The 15,355-nt window shown below is 71.3% G+C and carries 19 protein-coding genes and 1 pseudogene; 10 read left to right on the forward strand and 10 right to left on the reverse strand.

What is annotated here, in order from left to right; genetic code table 11:
• Nucleotides 1-18 precede the first annotated feature (18 nt).
• Nucleotides 19-957 (reverse strand): LysR family transcriptional regulator, encoded by a 939-nt coding sequence (locus tag OHS57_RS03120; RefSeq protein ID WP_328580917.1) that lies wholly within the window; start codon nt 955-957, stop codon nt 19-21.
• Between the two features lie 138 nt (nt 958-1,095).
• Here OHS57_RS03120 and OHS57_RS37755 point away from each other — a divergent pair, with 138 nt between their 5' ends.
• From OHS57_RS37755 to OHS57_RS03135, 4 genes are all read left to right on the forward strand, one after another.
• Complete coding sequence (locus OHS57_RS37755) at nt 1,096-1,179, forward strand: putative leader peptide (protein ID WP_443043046.1); 84 nt, start codon at nt 1,096-1,098, stop codon at nt 1,177-1,179.
• A gap of 201 nt (nt 1,180-1,380) precedes the next feature.
• Nucleotides 1,381-1,941, forward strand: a complete 561-nt coding sequence (gene ssuE, locus OHS57_RS03125) for an NADPH-dependent FMN reductase (RefSeq protein ID WP_328580918.1) — start codon at nt 1,381-1,383, stop codon at nt 1,939-1,941.
• A gap of 68 nt (nt 1,942-2,009) precedes the next feature.
• Nucleotides 2,010-3,230, forward strand: a complete 1,221-nt coding sequence (locus OHS57_RS03130; RefSeq protein WP_041998849.1) for an SfnB family sulfur acquisition oxidoreductase — start codon at nt 2,010-2,012, stop codon at nt 3,228-3,230.
• Nucleotides 3,231-3,301: 71 nt separating this feature from the next.
• Nucleotides 3,302-4,462 carry an LLM class flavin-dependent oxidoreductase gene (locus OHS57_RS03135; protein WP_328580919.1) on the forward strand — a complete coding sequence of 387 codons (1,161 nt, stop codon included), beginning with the start codon at nt 3,302-3,304 and terminating at the stop codon, nt 4,460-4,462.
• A gap of 33 nt (nt 4,463-4,495) precedes the next feature.
• Here the strand turns inward: OHS57_RS03135 and OHS57_RS03140 are convergent, their stop codons facing one another.
• From OHS57_RS03140 to OHS57_RS03150, 3 genes are all read right to left on the reverse strand, one after another.
• The gene (locus OHS57_RS03140; protein ID WP_328580920.1) at nt 4,496-5,353 is read right to left on the reverse strand and encodes a class I SAM-dependent methyltransferase; all 858 of its coding nucleotides are present in this window, start codon (nt 5,351-5,353) and stop codon (nt 4,496-4,498) included.
• Nucleotides 5,354-5,381: 28 nt separating this feature from the next.
• Complete coding sequence (locus OHS57_RS03145) at nt 5,382-6,551, reverse strand: PP2C family protein-serine/threonine phosphatase (RefSeq protein ID WP_328580921.1); 1,170 nt, start codon at nt 6,549-6,551, stop codon at nt 5,382-5,384.
• Nucleotides 6,552-6,639: 88 nt separating this feature from the next.
• A complete protein-coding gene (locus tag OHS57_RS03150; RefSeq protein ID WP_328580922.1) occupies nt 6,640-7,425 on the reverse strand; it encodes an isocitrate lyase/PEP mutase family protein in 786 nt (261 codons plus the stop codon).
• 78 nt (nt 7,426-7,503) lie between these two features.
• Between OHS57_RS03150 and OHS57_RS03155 the strand changes: the two genes are divergently transcribed.
• Nucleotides 7,504-8,301 (forward strand): DUF899 domain-containing protein, encoded by a 798-nt coding sequence (locus OHS57_RS03155; RefSeq protein WP_328580923.1) that lies wholly within the window; start codon nt 7,504-7,506, stop codon nt 8,299-8,301.
• Nucleotides 8,302-8,314: 13 nt separating this feature from the next.
• On the opposite strand, the gene OHS57_RS03160 is transcribed toward OHS57_RS03155, so the two are convergent.
• Nucleotides 8,315-8,494 (reverse strand): hypothetical protein, encoded by a 180-nt coding sequence (locus OHS57_RS03160; RefSeq protein WP_157874477.1) that lies wholly within the window; start codon nt 8,492-8,494, stop codon nt 8,315-8,317.
• Nucleotides 8,495-8,596: 102 nt separating this feature from the next.
• On the opposite strand from OHS57_RS03160, the gene OHS57_RS03165 reads away from it, so the two are divergent.
• The 3 genes from OHS57_RS03165 (at nt 8,597) to OHS57_RS03175 (ending at nt 10,735) form a co-directional block, all read left to right on the forward strand.
• The gene (locus OHS57_RS03165; protein ID WP_328580924.1) at nt 8,597-8,914 is read left to right on the forward strand and encodes a nuclear transport factor 2 family protein; all 318 of its coding nucleotides are present in this window, start codon (nt 8,597-8,599) and stop codon (nt 8,912-8,914) included.
• On the forward strand, nt 8,911-10,086 hold the full coding sequence (locus OHS57_RS03170; protein WP_328580925.1) for an outer membrane protein assembly factor BamB family protein: 1,176 nt from the start codon (nt 8,911-8,913) through the stop codon (nt 10,084-10,086). The genes OHS57_RS03165 and OHS57_RS03170 overlap by 4 nt, the downstream gene beginning before the upstream one ends.
• Nucleotides 10,087-10,225: 139 nt before the next feature.
• The gene (locus OHS57_RS03175) at nt 10,226-10,735 is read left to right on the forward strand and encodes a DUF4232 domain-containing protein (RefSeq protein WP_443043047.1); all 510 of its coding nucleotides are present in this window, start codon (nt 10,226-10,228) and stop codon (nt 10,733-10,735) included.
• A gap of 90 nt (nt 10,736-10,825) precedes the next feature.
• Here the strand turns inward: OHS57_RS03175 and OHS57_RS03180 are convergent, their stop codons facing one another.
• From OHS57_RS03180 to OHS57_RS03190, 3 genes are all read right to left on the reverse strand, one after another.
• On the reverse strand, nt 10,826-11,218 hold the full coding sequence (locus OHS57_RS03180; protein WP_328580927.1) for a PPOX class F420-dependent oxidoreductase: 393 nt from the start codon (nt 11,216-11,218) through the stop codon (nt 10,826-10,828).
• A gap of 89 nt (nt 11,219-11,307) precedes the next feature.
• Nucleotides 11,308-11,850: an EF-hand domain-containing protein gene (locus OHS57_RS03185; RefSeq protein ID WP_041998821.1), complete on the reverse strand. Its 543-nt coding sequence runs from the start codon at nt 11,848-11,850 to the stop codon at nt 11,308-11,310.
• A gap of 141 nt (nt 11,851-11,991) precedes the next feature.
• Nucleotides 11,992-12,333 carry an SCO4225 family membrane protein gene (locus OHS57_RS03190; protein WP_041998818.1) on the reverse strand — a complete coding sequence of 114 codons (342 nt, stop codon included), beginning with the start codon at nt 12,331-12,333 and terminating at the stop codon, nt 11,992-11,994.
• Nucleotides 12,334-12,531: 198 nt separating this feature from the next.
• On the opposite strand from OHS57_RS03190, the gene OHS57_RS03195 reads away from it, so the two are divergent.
• Nucleotides 12,532-13,419 carry an SAM-dependent methyltransferase gene (locus OHS57_RS03195; protein ID WP_241778837.1) on the forward strand — a complete coding sequence of 296 codons (888 nt, stop codon included), beginning with the start codon at nt 12,532-12,534 and terminating at the stop codon, nt 13,417-13,419.
• Nucleotides 13,420-13,492: 73 nt separating this feature from the next.
• On the opposite strand, the gene OHS57_RS03200 is transcribed toward OHS57_RS03195, so the two are convergent.
• Nucleotides 13,493-14,437 (reverse strand): aldo/keto reductase, encoded by a 945-nt coding sequence (locus OHS57_RS03200; protein WP_328580928.1) that lies wholly within the window; start codon nt 14,435-14,437, stop codon nt 13,493-13,495.
• 134 nt (nt 14,438-14,571) lie between these two features.
• Here OHS57_RS03200 and OHS57_RS03205 point away from each other — a divergent pair, with 134 nt between their 5' ends.
• A complete protein-coding gene (locus OHS57_RS03205) occupies nt 14,572-15,150 on the forward strand; it encodes a TetR/AcrR family transcriptional regulator (RefSeq protein ID WP_328580929.1) in 579 nt (192 codons plus the stop codon).
• On the opposite strand, the pseudogene OHS57_RS03210 reads toward OHS57_RS03205, so the two are convergent.
• Nucleotides 15,122-15,352 (reverse strand): annotated as a pseudogene (locus OHS57_RS03210) (helix-turn-helix domain-containing protein); the annotation flags it as partial. The gene OHS57_RS03205 and the pseudogene OHS57_RS03210 overlap by 29 nt on opposite strands.
• Nucleotides 15,353-15,355 lie beyond the last annotated feature (3 nt).

The following is a 15,355-nucleotide window of genomic DNA, read 5'->3' on the forward strand; positions in this document are numbered from 1 at the left end:
GCCCCGGCGGGGCGTGGCTCAGCCGGCCGCCGGTCCTTGCCCGCCCGCCGCGACCTCCGCCTTGTGGGCGGCGGCGAGGTCCACGAACATCGTGTGCAGCGCGCGGGAAGCGGCGGGCACCGAACCGGCGAGAGCCCGCTGGATCACCAACAGCACAGCGGTGTCGGCGACTTCCAGCGGCCGGAAGGTGATCATCCCGGCCCGCTCCAGCGGGTCTCCGCGCACACTGAAGTCGGGCAGCACCGTGGTGCCCAGCCCCTCGGCGACCATCAGCTTGCCCATCTCGGCGCCGTCCGTCGAGTACGAGAAGCTGGGGCTGCGCCCGTGCAGGAGCCGGTGGACGTAGCGGTGCATGAGGTAGCCCGAGCGCATCACGACGAGCGGCTGGCTGAGCAGATCGTCCACCGAGATCCGCTCCTTCGCGGCGAGCGGACTGTCGGAGCGCACACAGGCCACCGGCCGGCCGCGCAGCAGCTCCGTGGTGTGGAAGCCGGGTGGAGTGTCGTCGCCCTCCAGGTAGTTGACGAGGCCGAGATCAAGGCCGCCCTCCAGCAACGCGCTGTGCAGGGCGCCCTGCTGGGCGCTGACCACCTCGACCTGCGTCTCGGGGTGCGCGGCACGGAAGGCGCGGATGGTGGGGACGAGCAGCGGCACGGTGGCGGCGTGGACCGTGCCGAGCCGGATCATCCGGCTGGTGTGGTGCTGCTCGTCGGCGGCTCTGCGCAGCCCTTCGACCGCGTCGAGCACACCGGTGATGTGCGGCAGCAGCTCCCGGCCCTCGGCGCTGATCTTGGCGCCAGAGCGCCTGCGGTCCAGGATGTCCACGCCCAGTTCGCGCTCCAGGTTGCGGACGGTCTCGCTCAGCGCGGGCTGCGAGAGATGCAAGGCCTCGGCCGCCCGGCGCAGGGACCCGAGACGGGTCACGGCCTCGATGTATTCGAGCTGTTCTATCCGCATGGCACTCATGGTCTCCGATCGGGGTGGCAGGGAATCCCTATCACCACTTCGCGGATACCGAATGTACGCGGTGGACGGCGGCGGCTAACCTCGTGAACACATGCTTCGCTGAGACAGTTCGAGAGGTGGTGACGAGCGATGCGGGATCTGTGGGAGCTGACCTGCCGCCGTCACGTGGACCTTGTGCGTGTTTCCAGCGCCCTGTGTCGTCGGGCGCGATAGAACCGGGTCCCCCGAGCAGCCGCGTGTCACACCGCCGCGGCACCGGCCCGGTGTCCACCGCACGCGGGCAGTGTTTTCCCGGTCTACCTGCGGCTTTCCGTATGCCCTGCGGTCGTTGCGCCGGGCGTAGGGTCGCCCGCCGCGACACCGTACGGCCGGGCCCGCGCGCACCACCGCACCCGCAGATTTCACGAGGTGATCATGGCCACCATTCTGTCCGTCTCCGGCAGTCCGTCAGCCCACTCCCGCACCGCCCGCCTGCTCAGGCACCTCGACGCGGGACTCGCGTCCAAGGGCCATCACGTCGTCCCGTTCGACGTCCGCACACTGCCCCCCGAGGCACTGCTCGGCGCCGACTTCGCGCACCCCGAGATCGTCCGCGCGAAGGAGCTGTTCGCGCAGGCCGATGCCGTGATGATCGGCACACCCGTCTACAAGGCGGCCTACTCGGGGCTTCTCAAGTCCCTCCTCGACCTGCTGCCGCAGTACGCGCTGGCCGGCAAGACCGTGCTGCCGCTGGCCACCGGCGGCACCACCGCCCATGTCCTCGCCATCGACTACGCGCTGCGGCCCGTGCTGTCCTCCATGGGCGCGCAGCACATCGTGCAGGGCCGGTTCGTCCTCGACCGGCACATCACGATCCTCGAAGGCGGCGGGGTGTCGCTCGACGCGGAGGCGGAGAAGGGGCTCCACCAGGTGGTGGAGCAGTTCGAGTGGGCGCTGCGGCCGGGCGCCGCGTACGAGGTGCCGGCCGCCGCCTGAACCGTACGCCTGCCCCCGTCCTGCCCGTATCCCCTTCCCATCTGCCGCATTCCGCACGGAGGACCACCGTGACCGCATCCACACTCCCCGACGACGCGGCGCAGGCGAGCGCCCATGTGATCGCCGACGACGCCGAAGCGCTCGCCGTGGCGGCCGAGTTGGCCGACGCGTTCCGGGCCGGTGCGGCGCGGCGGGACGCGGAGCGGATCCTGCCGCGCGAGGAGCTGGCGCGGCTCTCGGCGAGCGGGCTGCTCGGGATCACGGTGCCCCGCGCGTACGGCGGCGCCGATGTCTCGGCCCGCACGCTCGCCGAGGTCTTCCGGCTGCTGGCGACAAGCGACGCCAGCCTGTCGCAGATCCCGCAGAACCACTTCGTCTACGTCAATGTGCTGCGCCGGCAAGGCGGCGCCGAGCAGCGGAAGTTCTTCTTCGCCGAGGTGCTCGCCGGGCGCAGGTTCGGCAACGCGCAGTCGGAGGCGGGCACCAAGCACGTCCAGGACATCAGGACACGGCTGGTCCCGGCGGATGACGGCTCGTACCTGCTGACCGGCGAGAAGCACTACTCGACGGGTGCGCTGTTCGCCGACTGGATCCCGGTCCTGGCGCGGGCCGAGGAGGACGCGCTGCATGTCGCGTACGTGGCACGCGACGCGCCCGGTGTCACGGTCGTCGACGACTGGAACGGCATGGGCCAGCGGACCACGGCGAGCGGAACCGTGCGCCTCGAAGACGTCACGGTCGCGGCGGACCGGGTCGTACCCCACCATCTGACCTTCCAGGGCCCGCAACTGCACGGCGCGGTGGCGCAGTTGCTGCATGCGGCGATCGACGTGGGTATCGCCGGCGGCGCCCTGGCCGAGGCGGCCGAGTTCGTCCGCACGAAGAGCAGGCCGTGGTTCGAGAGCGGCTTCGACACCGCCGTCGAGGACCCGCTGCTGATCCAGCGCTTCGGTGAACTGGCGCTCCAGGTACGGGCCTCGGAGGCGCTGCTGGTCGCGGCGGCGACCGCTGTGGACGCTGCGTCGGCCGATCTGACCGACGACACGGCGGCCGAGGCGTCGATCGCGGTGTCGGCGGTCAAGGTGCACGCGGCCGCCACCGCCGTGGACACGAGCAGTGCGCTGTTCGAGGTGTCGGGCACCCGCTCGGCGCTGGACAGCCTCAATCTCCACCGGCACTGGCGCGACGCGCGCACCCACACCCTGCACGACCCGGCGCGCTGGAAGATCCAGCACATCGGCCGTTACGTGCTCAACGGGACGCTGCCGCCCCGCCACGGCCTGATCTGAGCCCGTCCCCGCCCCTCCCCTGCCCTCCCCCGCCCCTCAGAAGTGTCTGCCAGAAGAGTCCGGAGAATTCAGTGAGCCTCACCTTCCATTGGTTCCTGCCCACATACGGAGACAGCCGCCACATCGTCGGCGGCGGACACGGTCTGCCCGCCGGCGCCGCCGGCGGTCAGCGCCCCGCCAGTCTCGGCTATCTCAGCCAGATCGGCCGTGCGGCTGAGCAGTTGGGGTTCGTGGGGGCTCTGACACCGACGGGCGCCTGGTGCGAGGACGCGTGGCTGACCACGGCGATGCTGGCGCGGGAGACCGAACGGCTGAAGTTCCTGGTCGCCTTCCGCCCCGGCTTCGTCGCACCGACGCTCGCGGCCCAGATGGCGGCCACGTTCCAACGACACGCGCCGGGGCGGCTGTTGCTCAATGTCGTCACGGGTGGCGAGAGCCATGAGCAGCGCGCGTACGGCGACTTCCTCGACAAGGAGGGCCGCTACGCGCGTACCGGCGAATTCCTGCACATCGTCAGGGAGTTGTGGCAGGGCAGGTCCGTCTCGTTCACCGGCGAACACCTTCAGGTGGAGAACGCGCAGCTGGCCCGCGTCCCCGATCCGGTGCCGCCCGTCTACTTCGGCGGTTCCTCACCGGCGGCGGGGCAGGTCGCCGCACGCCACAGCGATGTCTATCTGACCTGGGGAGAGCCCCCGGCGCAGGTCGCGGAGAAGGTCGCCTGGATCCGCGCCCTGGCGGCCGAGCAGGGCCGTACCGTACGTTTCGGCATCCGGCTGCATGTGATCGCGCGCGACACGGCGGAACAGGCGTGGGCCGAGGCCCGGCGGTTGCTCGACGGTTTCTCGGACGAGGCGGTGAAGGCGGTCCAGACCGGCCTGGCCCGCAGCGAGTCGGAGGGCCAGCGCCGCATGCTCGCCCTGCACGGCGGGGACAGGGACGGCCTGGAGGTGTCACCCAACCTGTGGGCGGGCGTCGGCCTGGTACGCGGCGGCGCGGGTACGGCGCTGGTGGGCAGCCACGCCGAGATCGCGGAACGTATCACCGAGTACCACGACCTGGGCATCGACGAGTTCATCATGTCGGGCCACCCGCATGTCGAGGAGGCGTACTGGTTCGGCGAGGGCGTCCTGCCGCTGCTCGCCAAGTCCGGTCTGTGGACGCACCCGAACAGCCCGGCCGGCGCGCGGCAGGACGGCGCTGTCCCGTTCGCGGGCGTGAGCGGCAAGGGCTGAGCACGTACGGCGTGGGCCTTGAGCGCCGATCGCTCAGGTGGTCGCCAGCAGCAGGTCTTCGCCGCTCGACGGGCGAAGGCCGTCGGCGCGACCGCTGAAGTAGCGCTCGGCGAGCGAGGCCCCCGACACGTGCTCGACGTCGGAGAACCCGGCGTCCCGGGCCAGCGCCAGCATCTCCTGCGGGGTGTAGAAGCTGACGAACGGTGTGCCGGACGCCCGCGCGCCCTTCTGACTCGTCTCAAGGCCGCCGCGGTCGGCGTCCTGCACCAGGTCGGTCGGCAGCAGGAAGGTCATGGCGAGCGTCGAGCCCGCCGCGAGCCCGGCGATCTGCCGCAGGGTGGCCGCCGTGGCGTCCTTGGTGAGGTACATGGTGACGCCGGTGGAGACGACGACCGCCGGACTCCCCGGATCGAAGCCCGCCCCGGTCAGCCGCTCCAGCCAGTCCTCGCTCGCCTCGAAGTCGACCGGCACCAGCCGCAGCCCGTCGGGGACGCCGTAGCCGAGTTCGGTCAGCCGGTGGCGCTTCCACGCCTGCGGGCCCGGCCGGTCGACCTCGAAGATCCGCAGGCGGGCGGCGATCTCCGGCCTGCGCTGGGCGAAGGTGTCGAGACCGGCCCCCAGGACGACGTACTGACCGACGCCGTGCCCGGACCGCTCCACGACCAGGTCCTCGACGAAGCGGGCGCGGGCGACCATGGCCGCCCGGAAACCGCTGGTGGCCCGCGGGTCCATGTCGGGGCGGCTGCGCCAGTCGTCGTCGGGGCCCGCCAGCCGCAGCCCTACCTCGTCCTCCAGCACGTACGGCGGAGCGTCGACCTGGACGTGCATCGCCCGCCACAGCGCGGTCCGTACGGCCGTGCTGTCCGGGGCGGTGTTCTGTCCGTCCGTCATGGCGCTCTCCCGTCCTTCGGTCCCTGGCTCAGGCGCCGAGCGGAGGACCGGCCCCCAGCCACTCGCACAGGAGCACGGTCGCGTCGTCGTGCAGTTCGCCGTGATGGTAGTCGAGGAAGGCGTGCGAAAAGCGGCGTACGGTCTCCGAGACGCTCAGCCCGTCGGCCGGGTACCGGGTGAGTACGGAGATGAACCGGTCGAGGCCGAACTCCTGGCCGTGCGGGCGCCGCGCCTCCGTGATGCCGTCGGTGTAGAGCACCACGCGGTCCCCGGGTTCGAGCTGCTGGTGGCAGAGCGTCGTCTCCAGATCGCCGAGCCCGGTGCCGAGCGGATACGCCGGTTTGCACCGCAGGACGACCGCGTCGCTCCCGCGCACCAGGAGCGGCGGGTGGTGCCCGAAGTTCGCCCAGGTCAGCAGCCCCGTGCGGGTGTCCAGGAAGGCGAGCACAGCGGTGGCGTACCGGACGTCGTCGAACTGCCCGGCCAGCTCTCGCTCGATGACGTCGGCCGTCTCGGCGATCCCGGCGCCCCGGCGGCGGGCGCTGCGGGAAGCGGCGACGGCGAGGGCCGCCGTCTGGCCGGCCGCGGTGTCGTGCCCCATCGCGTCGAAGATCGACAAATAGACTCGCGGGCCGGCCGTCGCGTAGTCGTACGCGTCGCCGCTGACCCGGTACGACGGCTCCAGGGTCGCGCACACGGCGACCCGCGAGTCGGTGTACGTGCGCGGCGGGATCAGCTGCCACTGCGCTTCCGCCGACACCAGCATCGGCTGGGTGCGGTTCAGCCGGGCGTAGGTGTCGCTGTGGCCGCGCTTGGTGGAGACGGACAGCGCCACGAGGGTCGCCAGCGCGGTGGCGTTCTCGCGTACCTCGGCGGAGTCGCGCGTGGCGGCGACGAACATCAGACCGATGCGTTCCTTGCCGTTGAACATCGGCACCCAGTACGCGGCCCCGGCGGCCGGCGGTGTGTGCACGGGGCGGATCTCGCCGTACTGGTAGGCCCGGCCGCCCTCGGTGTCCTGGATGCCGATCACCCGGTCGACGGACGGCGCGGTCAGCGCCCCGGCGATCAGATGGAGCCCGCGGCGCTCGACGTCACCGACGTAGATCCGCACCTCGGTGATGCCGACGGCCTTGGCGTGCTCGCTCACCGTGTCCGGCAGGTCGTCGAACGACGTGGTCCCGATGACCTTCAGCAAGCCCGCGAACATCCGATCCGCCACTACCGTCCCGGCCCCTCACGTCAGCAGTCGCCAAACATCCCTTTTCGGGTTGTTCCCATGCATATCATGCGCTGTGCTGATGGTCGGTCAGACGGGCCTGCAGCTCGGCGTACGGCGTCGCCTCGGGCAGGTCGGGGTGGCCGTCACGGACCGAGAGCGCCGTACGGACGGCGGCCTGGACCGCCGCACGGTAGGGCAGGGAGCCGGTGCTGACGCGCCGTACGCCCAGCTCCCCCAGCCGCTCGACGGTGAGTCCCGGGACGACCAGGACATTCACCGGAACGGGGATGGCGTCCGTCAGCTCCCGCAGGACGGCCGGCTCGCTCGCGCCGGGTACGAAGATCCCGTCGGCGCCGGCTTCGACGTACGCGCTCGCGCGGCGCAGGGTGGCCTCGACGGTGGCGTCCTGGCCGAGCCAGTACGTGTCCACTCGCGCGTTGACGAACAGCTCGGGCGAACGGTCCTTGACGGCGCGGACCTTGTCGGCGTGCAGCTCCGGCGCGATCAGCCGCTCGGCCGTGCTGTCCTCGATGTTGATCCCCGCCACGTCGAGCCGGGCGGTGTAGTCGGCGACGTCACGCGGCAGATCCGCGTAGCCGTCCTCGATGTCCATCGTGACGTACACGGCGCGGCCGGCGTCGGCGATACCGGCCAGTTCGCGGGCCAGGGCGAGATTCGCGTCCTTGGTGGAGCGCTCGCCGTCGGGGCGTCCGTGGCTCTGGGCCACCCCGAAGCTGGTGGTGCCCACCGCCCGGAAACCGGCGGCGACGAAGGCCAGGGCGGACGGCAGGTCCCAGGCGTTGGGCAGGACAAGAGGGGGGTCGTGGTGGTGAAGGTCGCGGAAGGTCATGATAGTGACGCTACTGGCCTGTCGTTCCGGCGCCAGGCGAAGCATCCGCTGTGACCGACCGTGACCGGGAGGACGAAGATGACGACGCCGGCGAATCTGCCCGAGGTCGTGTCGCGCGAGGAATGGCTCGCTGCCCGCAAGGAACTGCTGGCCAAGGAGAAGGACGTCACCCGGGCACGCGACCGGCTCAACGCCGAACGGCGCCGGCTGCCCATGGTGCGCGTCGACAAGCCGTACGCCTTCGAAGGCCCGGACGGGCGGGTCGGCCTGCTGGATCTGTTCGAGGGCCGGCAGCAGCTGGTCATGCACCGCTTCATGTGGATGTTCGACATCGACGCCGACGGCACCGAACACCCCCGCGACACCGGCTGCTCAAGCTGCTCGTCGGCGGCCGACGGGATCGGCAGGCTGCGGCAACTCCACGTCCGCAACACCAGGTTGGTGGCGGTGACCCGCGCGCCGTACCCGACGCTCGCGGCGTTCCGCGAGCGAATGGGGTGGACGTTTCCGTGGTACTCCTCGGCCGGCAGCGACTTCAACTACGACTTCCACGCGACGGTCGACGACCGCGTGGCGCCGGTGCGGGTCTTCCACCGCACGGAGGCCGAACTCGCCGCAGCGGGCATGCCGTGGTCGGAGGAGATGCGCGGCGACTGGCCGGGCATCAGCACGTTCCTGCGCGTCGGGGACGAGGTCTTCCACACGTACTCGACGTTCGGCCGGGGCATCGAGGAGTTCCACAACGGCTACCACTACCTCGACCTCACCGCACTGGGCCGCCAGGAGGCCTGGGAGGAACCGGAAGGACGCGCGGTCCCCCTGGGCCTCCAGGTCGGCGGCCCGGCGATGCGCCTGCCGGACGAGTACGACGCCTGACGGGCCGGAGGGTTCAGCTGTTGATCGAACCGGTGATCGCCGCGTTCGTGTTGCCCCTGCGCGCCGCGCGTTCGCCGGCCCGACGGGCCTCCTCCGGGGTGGCTCCGGCTGCCGCCGCCTTCAAGGTGGCGTCCGTGCGGCGCTGTTCGATCTGTTCGGCCCGCTTGCGCTTCAACTTGCTGAAGAAAGACATGATGATCGCCTGCCCGAGGGGCAACGCACCAAACGCGGGCCCGGGCCCCTGGCACAATCGGTGAGTTCCGTGTTGCTTACGGGTCTTGATGGGAGGGCTGCCATGACACTTTCAGCTGAGGATCGCTTCGTCGTCACCGACCTGATCTCGATGCACGGTCACCTCGTCGACAGCGGAGAGCTGGACAGACTCGGCGAGTTGTTCACCGAGGACGTCGTCTACGACCTCACCGACTTCGATGTCGTTCTCACCCGGCTGGACTCCGGTGAAGTGCACGCCCTCTCCAAGGGAATTGGTGTGCGGGCGGACGGCACGACCGGAAGCGTGACCTACGAGGACGTCGCCGTGCGCACCGACGAGGGCTGGCGCATCCGCTTCCGCAAGGTGCTCGCGCGACGCGCCCCGCTGGGGCGCACATGAGACGGGACGTGTGGCGGCGCGGGCGCCGACTGGCGACGGCCGCTCTGCTCGCGTGCGTCGTCGGGTGCGCGGGAACGTCGGGGGATCCGGGCCAGGGCGACCGGAGTCACGGCCCCGGGAGCCGAGCGCGGGGCTGGGTCGTCGGCATCGGCGCGGCCGAGGCGTCCGGCGACTGCCGCACCACCGACCGGTTGATCGTGTGCCCGGTGGCCCCGGCCGGCGCCGTCGCCCATTCCGCTTCGACCGGCGCTGTGGCCTGGCGCGCCGGCACGGACCGACCGGCGGGCAGGAACTCCGGGTTGGCGGTCGACGGCGACCGCGCCGTGTCGGCGGGCGGGCGCACGCTCCGGGCCGTCGACCTGGCCACCGGCCGGGCCGCGTGGACGAAGACGTACCCCGCCGGCCGTACGGTGGGCCCGCCGGCCGCCGCGGGCGGTGTCGTCTACGCCGCCACGTACGGTGCGACCGTCGCCGAGCCCCAGACGCTGTTCGCGTATCGCGCCTCGGACGGGACTCCGCTCTGGCACCGCGCCAGCACCGAGACCTCGCCCGTCGCCCTGGGCAGCCGGGTGTACGCCGTCGAGCCCGTCGGCCGGACCGTCTCGCGGGTCGTCGCCCGGGACGGACAGACCGGGAAGGTCGTCGCCACGTCCGACGTCTCCCACCCCTGTCCTGACCTGATCAGCGCCCCCGGGTACCTGGTCTGCGCGTCCAGCGGGGACGCGGCCGGTGACACGTTCCCGCCGGTCGTACGGATCGACCCCGCCACCCTCGCGTTCCGCAGGACGCTCCTTCGGCCGGTGGACAAGCCGAGCGGCGGGGTGATCTCGCCGGACGGGGTGCTGGTGCTGCGCACGGTCAACGCCGAGGATCCGGTGGGTGGCGACTGGACCGCCGTCGACATCAGGACCGGCAGGACGCTGTGGCGGACCACAGGAACGAGTGACGACGTCGTACTCGCCGGATCCAGGGCGGTATGGATCTCGGGCGGACGCCTGGTCTCCGTCGACCCGCGCGGTGGCCCCCGGGCCACCGGTACGGCCGCGCCGCGCCGCTCACCCGCGTACCGGGAGGCGGCCGACGGCCGTTCCCCGCACCTGACCGGGTACGGCACACACCTCGTCGTCCAGGCGAAGGTAAAACCGGCGCTCCGGTCCGTGCCGGCGCCCTAGAGCTATGACATTACGGAGCATTGTGACGACTCTGAGACATTCCGCACGCAGGCCAGGGGGCAGGAATGGCCGTGACCATGGTTCCGGCGGGGTGCACCCGCGGGGCCAGTGAGCAAGGCAAGGAGCGTTCATGACGCGTATGCGTATCAACCGGAGGATCGCCGCGGCTCTCGCCGCCACGGCACTGCTGGGCGCCGCGGGTGCGGGAGCCGCCCAGGCCGCACCGGCCGCGGCCGCCGGCGGTTCCGCCCCCTCCGCATGCCGTCCGGCCAACCATCTCGCGAAGATCGCCAAGGCGCCGAACAGTGCGGGCCACCACCACTACCGGGTCACGCTGACCGCGCCACGCGGGTACGACGCGTGCAGGCTGGCCGGTTCGCCCACGGACGTGCGGTTCTCGCACCACGGCGTGACGACCCGGGGTACCGCGGGTCATTACGGCAATCAGCGGACCGCGGTGACCTTCGGCCCGGGGCATCCGGTGCACTTCGACATTCAGGTGCCGAACAGGGGCCGTGCGACCTCGGCGGACGAGGTCGCCTTCACATTGCAGGCTCCGGGCGGGCAGATCCCCGGCACGTCCTTCGCTGACGGCAACCTCAAGGTGGCCGCCGGGACCCTCGTCGGGTCGGTCCAGCGCGGCGCCTGATCTCCCCCGTACGTCCCGTCCGCGGCGTGCGCGGACGCGCAGGTGGCGTCCCGCGACCGTGTCACTGTCGCGGGACGCCACCGTACGTCGTCAGGCGATGCCGCTCACGGACCGCGGGGCGATGACGAACTTCACCCGGACCTGGTCCCGTCCGCCGAACCACGGGTACGGGCCGCCCAGATACTTCTGGGCCAGGGTCTCGATGTGCTCGGCGGCGCCGTCGTTCGTGACCTCCACGACCTCGCCGCGCACCTGGTAGAAGCGGGACGGGTTCTCCGGGTCCGAGACGGTCACGGCGACGCGCGGGTCACGCCGCACATTGCGCGTCTTGACGTGGCCCTCCACGCTGTTGATGACGACATTCCGGCCGTCCGTGTCCACCCAGGTCTGGGTGAGCTGGGGCGAGCCGTCCGCCATCAGCGTGGCGAGATAGCAGGTGCTCGGACGGCGCAGCAGCGCGACAAGTTCGTCTGGAAGGTCCACGGTTGCTCTCTTCACGGTGCGGGGCGGCGCGGCTCGACAGCTGTCCGCGATCCCCCGCAGCGTAGTGGAGGCCGGTGGGGGCCTCGCGGTCAGCTCATCGCGAACCGGCCGCAGAGCCAGTTGCCCGGTTCCACCGGGTCGTCGCTGATCCAGAACTGGCGCCACAGCAGGGCGAATTCGTCGCGGCTGAGATGGCCGTCACCGTTCAGGTCGAGGAGTTCGAAGACGCCCGTCATGTCCACGGGCCGGCCGTTCCAGGTCTCGACGAGCCTGCGATGCTCCTCCGGGGAGATGACGCCGTCGCCGTTGGAGTCCACCGCCTCGAAGACGGTGTCGGCTGTCGCCGTGACGTCGGCGACCATACCGGGCAACTTGTCCACGAGCGCCAGCAGTTCGCCCATGTCGATCGCGCCGTCGCCGTTGGTGTCGCCCACTTCCAGCAGCGCCGCCCACCAGCCCATCAGCAGGGTCTCCACCCGGGCGCGCAGCTCGGTGCCCGGACCCACTCCCGGTAGTCGGCTCCAGCGGGCGACGAGGGCCCTGAAGTCCTCCTCGCGGAGGTAGCCGTCACTGTCCGCGTCGAACGCGGCGAACATATCCCTGAGCTTGCGCTCCTGAAACGCGTTGGCCATGAGCGGCCTCCCTTGGCGCCGAACCGAACCGTGAACCGCCGGCGACCGCCCCTACGCGGCGCGGACAATGTGACTATAGGTCGGCAGGTACCCCCGCTCCCACCAGCACATATGCCCGAACCGTCACCCGTCAGGCGCTGTTCAGGTCCTGCTCCCGAGCTGGGTGCCGCGGCCGCCCTGGCTCGACGACGTCAGCGCCCGTACGAGCAGCCCCAGCAGCATGGCGTTCACGAAGGCGGCCACCGCGAGGCTCACCAGGATCGCCCACGCGTCGAGATCGGGCAGGGCGAGGACCAGCAGGCTGGTCGGCGCTGCCAGGAAGAAGGGCCACACCCCCGCGAAGGAAGCGTCCTGATGGGGCACGAACAGGGTGTCCACGACGACCCACACCAGCACCGCCGCGAACACCAGCAGATAGCCGCGCGAGACCCAGTTGTCCGTGGCAGCCGCCAGCGGTCGGTACCAGCGCTTGTCGGTGCGCATCGTTTCTCTCCCGTCACCTTCGGAAATGTGCCCTCGGGAAGCGAGGACACGTCCCATGATCCGTCCGCCGGTCGGGCGCCGCATGAGTACGGACACTCAGACGGCCGGTCAGCGGGTACGCGGACGGCACCCGCCGGAACGGGCCGAACCCGGGCCGCTTGCCTCGCGCGGCGTGTACTGCCGCTAAAGTTTGGGAAGTTGACCTTCCAGGGAGGGATCGCGATGGCCGACGACGGCTGGATGGACGGCGACTTACGCCGGCCGGTCGACCTGCGTACGGACCGGGCTCACGCGGCCCGTGTGTACGACGTGCTGCTCGGCGGGAAGACGAACTATCCGGCGGACCGGGCCATGGCCGCCGAAGTGATCGCGAAGATGCCGACGGCGCAGACCGCCGCCCGGGTCAACCGCGCCTTCGTGCTGCGGACCACCCGTTATCTCGCGGCCGAGGCCGGTGTCCGGCAGTTCCTCGACATCGGTACGGGCATACCGACCGCCCCCCACCTGCATGAAGTGGCGCAGGCCGAGGCGGCGGACACCCGGGTCGTGTACGTGGACAACGATCCGATCGTCCTCGCGCACTCCCGCGCCCTGCATGTCAGCCACCCCTCCGGGCGCACCGCGTACGTGCAGGCCGATGTGACCGAGCCGGGCAGCGTCCTCGGCTCCCCCGCGCTGCGCGACACGCTGGATCTCACGCAGCCGATCGCCATGACGATGTGCCTGCTGCTGCACTGGCTCCCCCAGGAGGCCGATCCGCACGCGATCGTCCGCTCGCTGGTCGAAGCGCTGCCCTCGGGCAGCTATCTGGTGATCAGCGTCATGGCGCGCGAACTGGCCGCGGGGTCCGACGGTTTGGAGGGCGACTTCGCCGAGGAGGGCACGGCGCTGCACGCCCACACCAAGGAGGAAGCGCTCAGATTCTTCGACGGCACGAAACTCGTCGATCCCGGGCTCGTCGTTCCCCAGCACTGGCGCCCCGACCTGGAGGACGCGGCCCCCGGCGGTGCGCCCGGCGCTCTGGCGGCCGTGCCGGGTGACGACGAAGCGCCCATCTGGGCGGGCGTCGCGCTGAAGACGTCCTGATCTCCCCCGGCCGAGGCCGGGCCGGCCGCCGGGCAGGCCGGTGCCTGCCCGGATGGGCCTGTGGAGCTGCCCGTCAGCGGATGGAGACGTCCGTCGGCCGTGACAGCACGGCGTCGAGTTCGGCCAGTGTCGCGTCGTCCAGCTCGACGGACCCGGCGGCGATGTTCTGCTCCAGATGACCGGCGTCGGCGGTGCCGGCGATGAGCAGTGTGTTCGGGGCGTGCCGCAGCAGCCAGGCGAGGCCGATCTGCGACGGGGTGCTGTCGAGGGCCTGTGCGGCGGCGAGGACCGCGGGCTCCTCGGTCACCTTCGGCAGGCCGGGGAACGCGCCGCCGAGCGGGAAGTACGGCACCCAGGCGATCCCCTCGGCGAGACAGAGGTCCAGCATGTCCTCGTCGCCGCGGGCCACAAGGCTGTAGGCGTTCTGCACGCAGACGATGCCCGCGGGGAGCGCGTGGCGCAGTTTCTCAAGGGTCACGCTGCTCAGCCCGATCCCGCCGATCTTGCCCTCGTCGCGCAGCGCGACCATCACGGCGAGCTGGTCGTCGATGTCGACCACCTGGTCGGCCTCGGGGCGGATCCCGGGGCCCGTGTCCATCCGCCGCAGGTTCACGACCGGGATCCGGTCGAGGCCGAGGCTCTTGAGATTGTCCTCGACGCTCGCCCTGAGTTCCTCGGGGCGCTGCGCGGGACGCAGCGGGATGCGGCCTCCGGGGTTGGGGTCGGCGCCGACCTTGCTGACGACGACAACGCCGTCCTCGGGGCGGATCGCCTCCCGGATGAGCCCGTTGACGAGCCCGTTGCCGTAGAACTCGGCGGTGTCGATGTGGTCGACGCCGAGCTCGACCGCGCGGCGCAACAGCGCCACGGCGGTGTGGCGCTCCTCGCGCAGCCGCTCCAGCTGCATCGCCCCGTATCCGACCCGGGAGACCGCGGCGCCGGCGAGCAGGCCGCTGCCTCCGGGGCGCGGCACTCCGGCGGTGGTGACCTCGGGAGATGAGTTGCTGCTCGGTGTCATGGAAACCCGTCCTCGTGAGATGATGGGGGAAACGGAGGTTCCTCCGTTCCATCGACAGTAGCACTAACGGAGGTACCTCCGCTTTGACTCCGTCCGCATCCGGTCGCGCCGGCGAGCCCGCCGGGGACCGTCCCGTGCGCGCCGACGCGCGGCGCAACCGCGAGAAGCTGGTCGCCGTGGCCCGGGCCGCGTTCGCGGCTGCCGACGACACCGTGGCGCTGGAGACCGTCGCACGCGAGGCCGGCGTCGGCATCGGCACGCTCTACCGTCACTTCCCCACCCGCGAGGCGCTGGTCGAGGCCGTCTACACCGCGGAACTCGACGCGGTGACGGCGAGCGTCCCCACCCTGCTGGACGAGTTCCCGCCGGAGGTCGCGCTCCGCGCCTGGCTGGACCGGTACGCGGCGTTCATCGCGACGAAGCGCGGGATGGCGGAGACTCTGCGCGCCGGCTGGGCCTCCGGGCGGATCACGACGCCGAGCACCCGCGAGCGCGTCACGGCGGGGATCGCCGCGATCCTCGCGCGCGGGGCGCGAACGGGCACGCTGCGCTCGGATGTTGACCCCGACGACGTCACCGCGATGATGCTCGGCGTCTTCCTCTCGACGGCGGCGAGCAGCACACCGGAGCAGACCGGACGGCTGCTCGACCTCCTCGTGTACGCCCTGCGCCCGGCCTCCGCCGTCACCCCGCCGGAAGGTCGCCGGGACTGACCAGGCCGCTCTGGAAGGCGAGGACGACCAGCTGCGCGCGGTCGCGCGCGCCCAGCTTCATCATGGCGCGGTTGATATGCGTCTTGGCCGTCAGCGGGGAGACGTAGAGCCGTTCGCCGATCTCGTCGTTGGAGAGCCCCGCGGCGACCAGCGCCATGATCTCGCGCTCCCGCTCGGTCAGCCCTTCGAGCCGCACCGGGCTGGG

The organism is Streptomyces sp. NBC_00370 (assembly GCF_036084755.1).
Lineage (GTDB): Bacteria > Actinomycetota > Actinomycetes > Streptomycetales > Streptomycetaceae > Streptomyces.

What these genes read in the sequence shown, in the direction of transcription:
- OHS57_RS03190 (WP_041998818.1), bottom strand. Translation starts at nt 12,333, where the DNA reads ATGCGCACCGACAAGCGCTGGTACCGACCGCTGGCGGCTGCCACGGAC.
- OHS57_RS03150 (WP_328580922.1), bottom strand. Translation starts at nt 7,425, where the DNA reads ATGACCTTCCGCGACCTTCACCACCACGACCCCCCTCTTGTCCTGCCC.
- OHS57_RS03200 (WP_328580928.1), bottom strand. Translation starts at nt 14,437, where the DNA reads ATGACACCGAGCAGCAACTCATCTCCCGAGGTCACCACCGCCGGAGTG.
- OHS57_RS37755 (WP_443043046.1), top strand. Translation starts at nt 1,096, where the DNA reads ATGCGGGATCTGTGGGAGCTGACCTGCCGCCGTCACGTGGACCTTGTG.
- OHS57_RS03140 (WP_328580920.1), bottom strand. Translation starts at nt 5,353, where the DNA reads ATGACGGACGGACAGAACACCGCCCCGGACAGCACGGCCGTACGGACC.
- OHS57_RS03155 (WP_328580923.1), top strand. Translation starts at nt 7,504, where the DNA reads ATGACGACGCCGGCGAATCTGCCCGAGGTCGTGTCGCGCGAGGAATGG.
- OHS57_RS03160 (WP_157874477.1), bottom strand. Translation starts at nt 8,494, where the DNA reads ATGTCTTTCTTCAGCAAGTTGAAGCGCAAGCGGGCCGAACAGATCGAA.
- OHS57_RS03165 (WP_328580924.1), top strand. Translation starts at nt 8,597, where the DNA reads ATGACACTTTCAGCTGAGGATCGCTTCGTCGTCACCGACCTGATCTCG.
- OHS57_RS03175 (WP_443043047.1), top strand. Translation starts at nt 10,226, where the DNA reads ATGCGTATCAACCGGAGGATCGCCGCGGCTCTCGCCGCCACGGCACTG.
- OHS57_RS03120 (WP_328580917.1), bottom strand. Translation starts at nt 957, where the DNA reads ATGCGGATAGAACAGCTCGAATACATCGAGGCCGTGACCCGTCTCGGG.
- OHS57_RS03170 (WP_328580925.1), top strand. Translation starts at nt 8,911, where the DNA reads ATGAGACGGGACGTGTGGCGGCGCGGGCGCCGACTGGCGACGGCCGCT.
- ssuE (WP_328580918.1), top strand. Translation starts at nt 1,381, where the DNA reads ATGGCCACCATTCTGTCCGTCTCCGGCAGTCCGTCAGCCCACTCCCGC.
- OHS57_RS03185 (WP_041998821.1), bottom strand. Translation starts at nt 11,850, where the DNA reads ATGGCCAACGCGTTTCAGGAGCGCAAGCTCAGGGATATGTTCGCCGCG.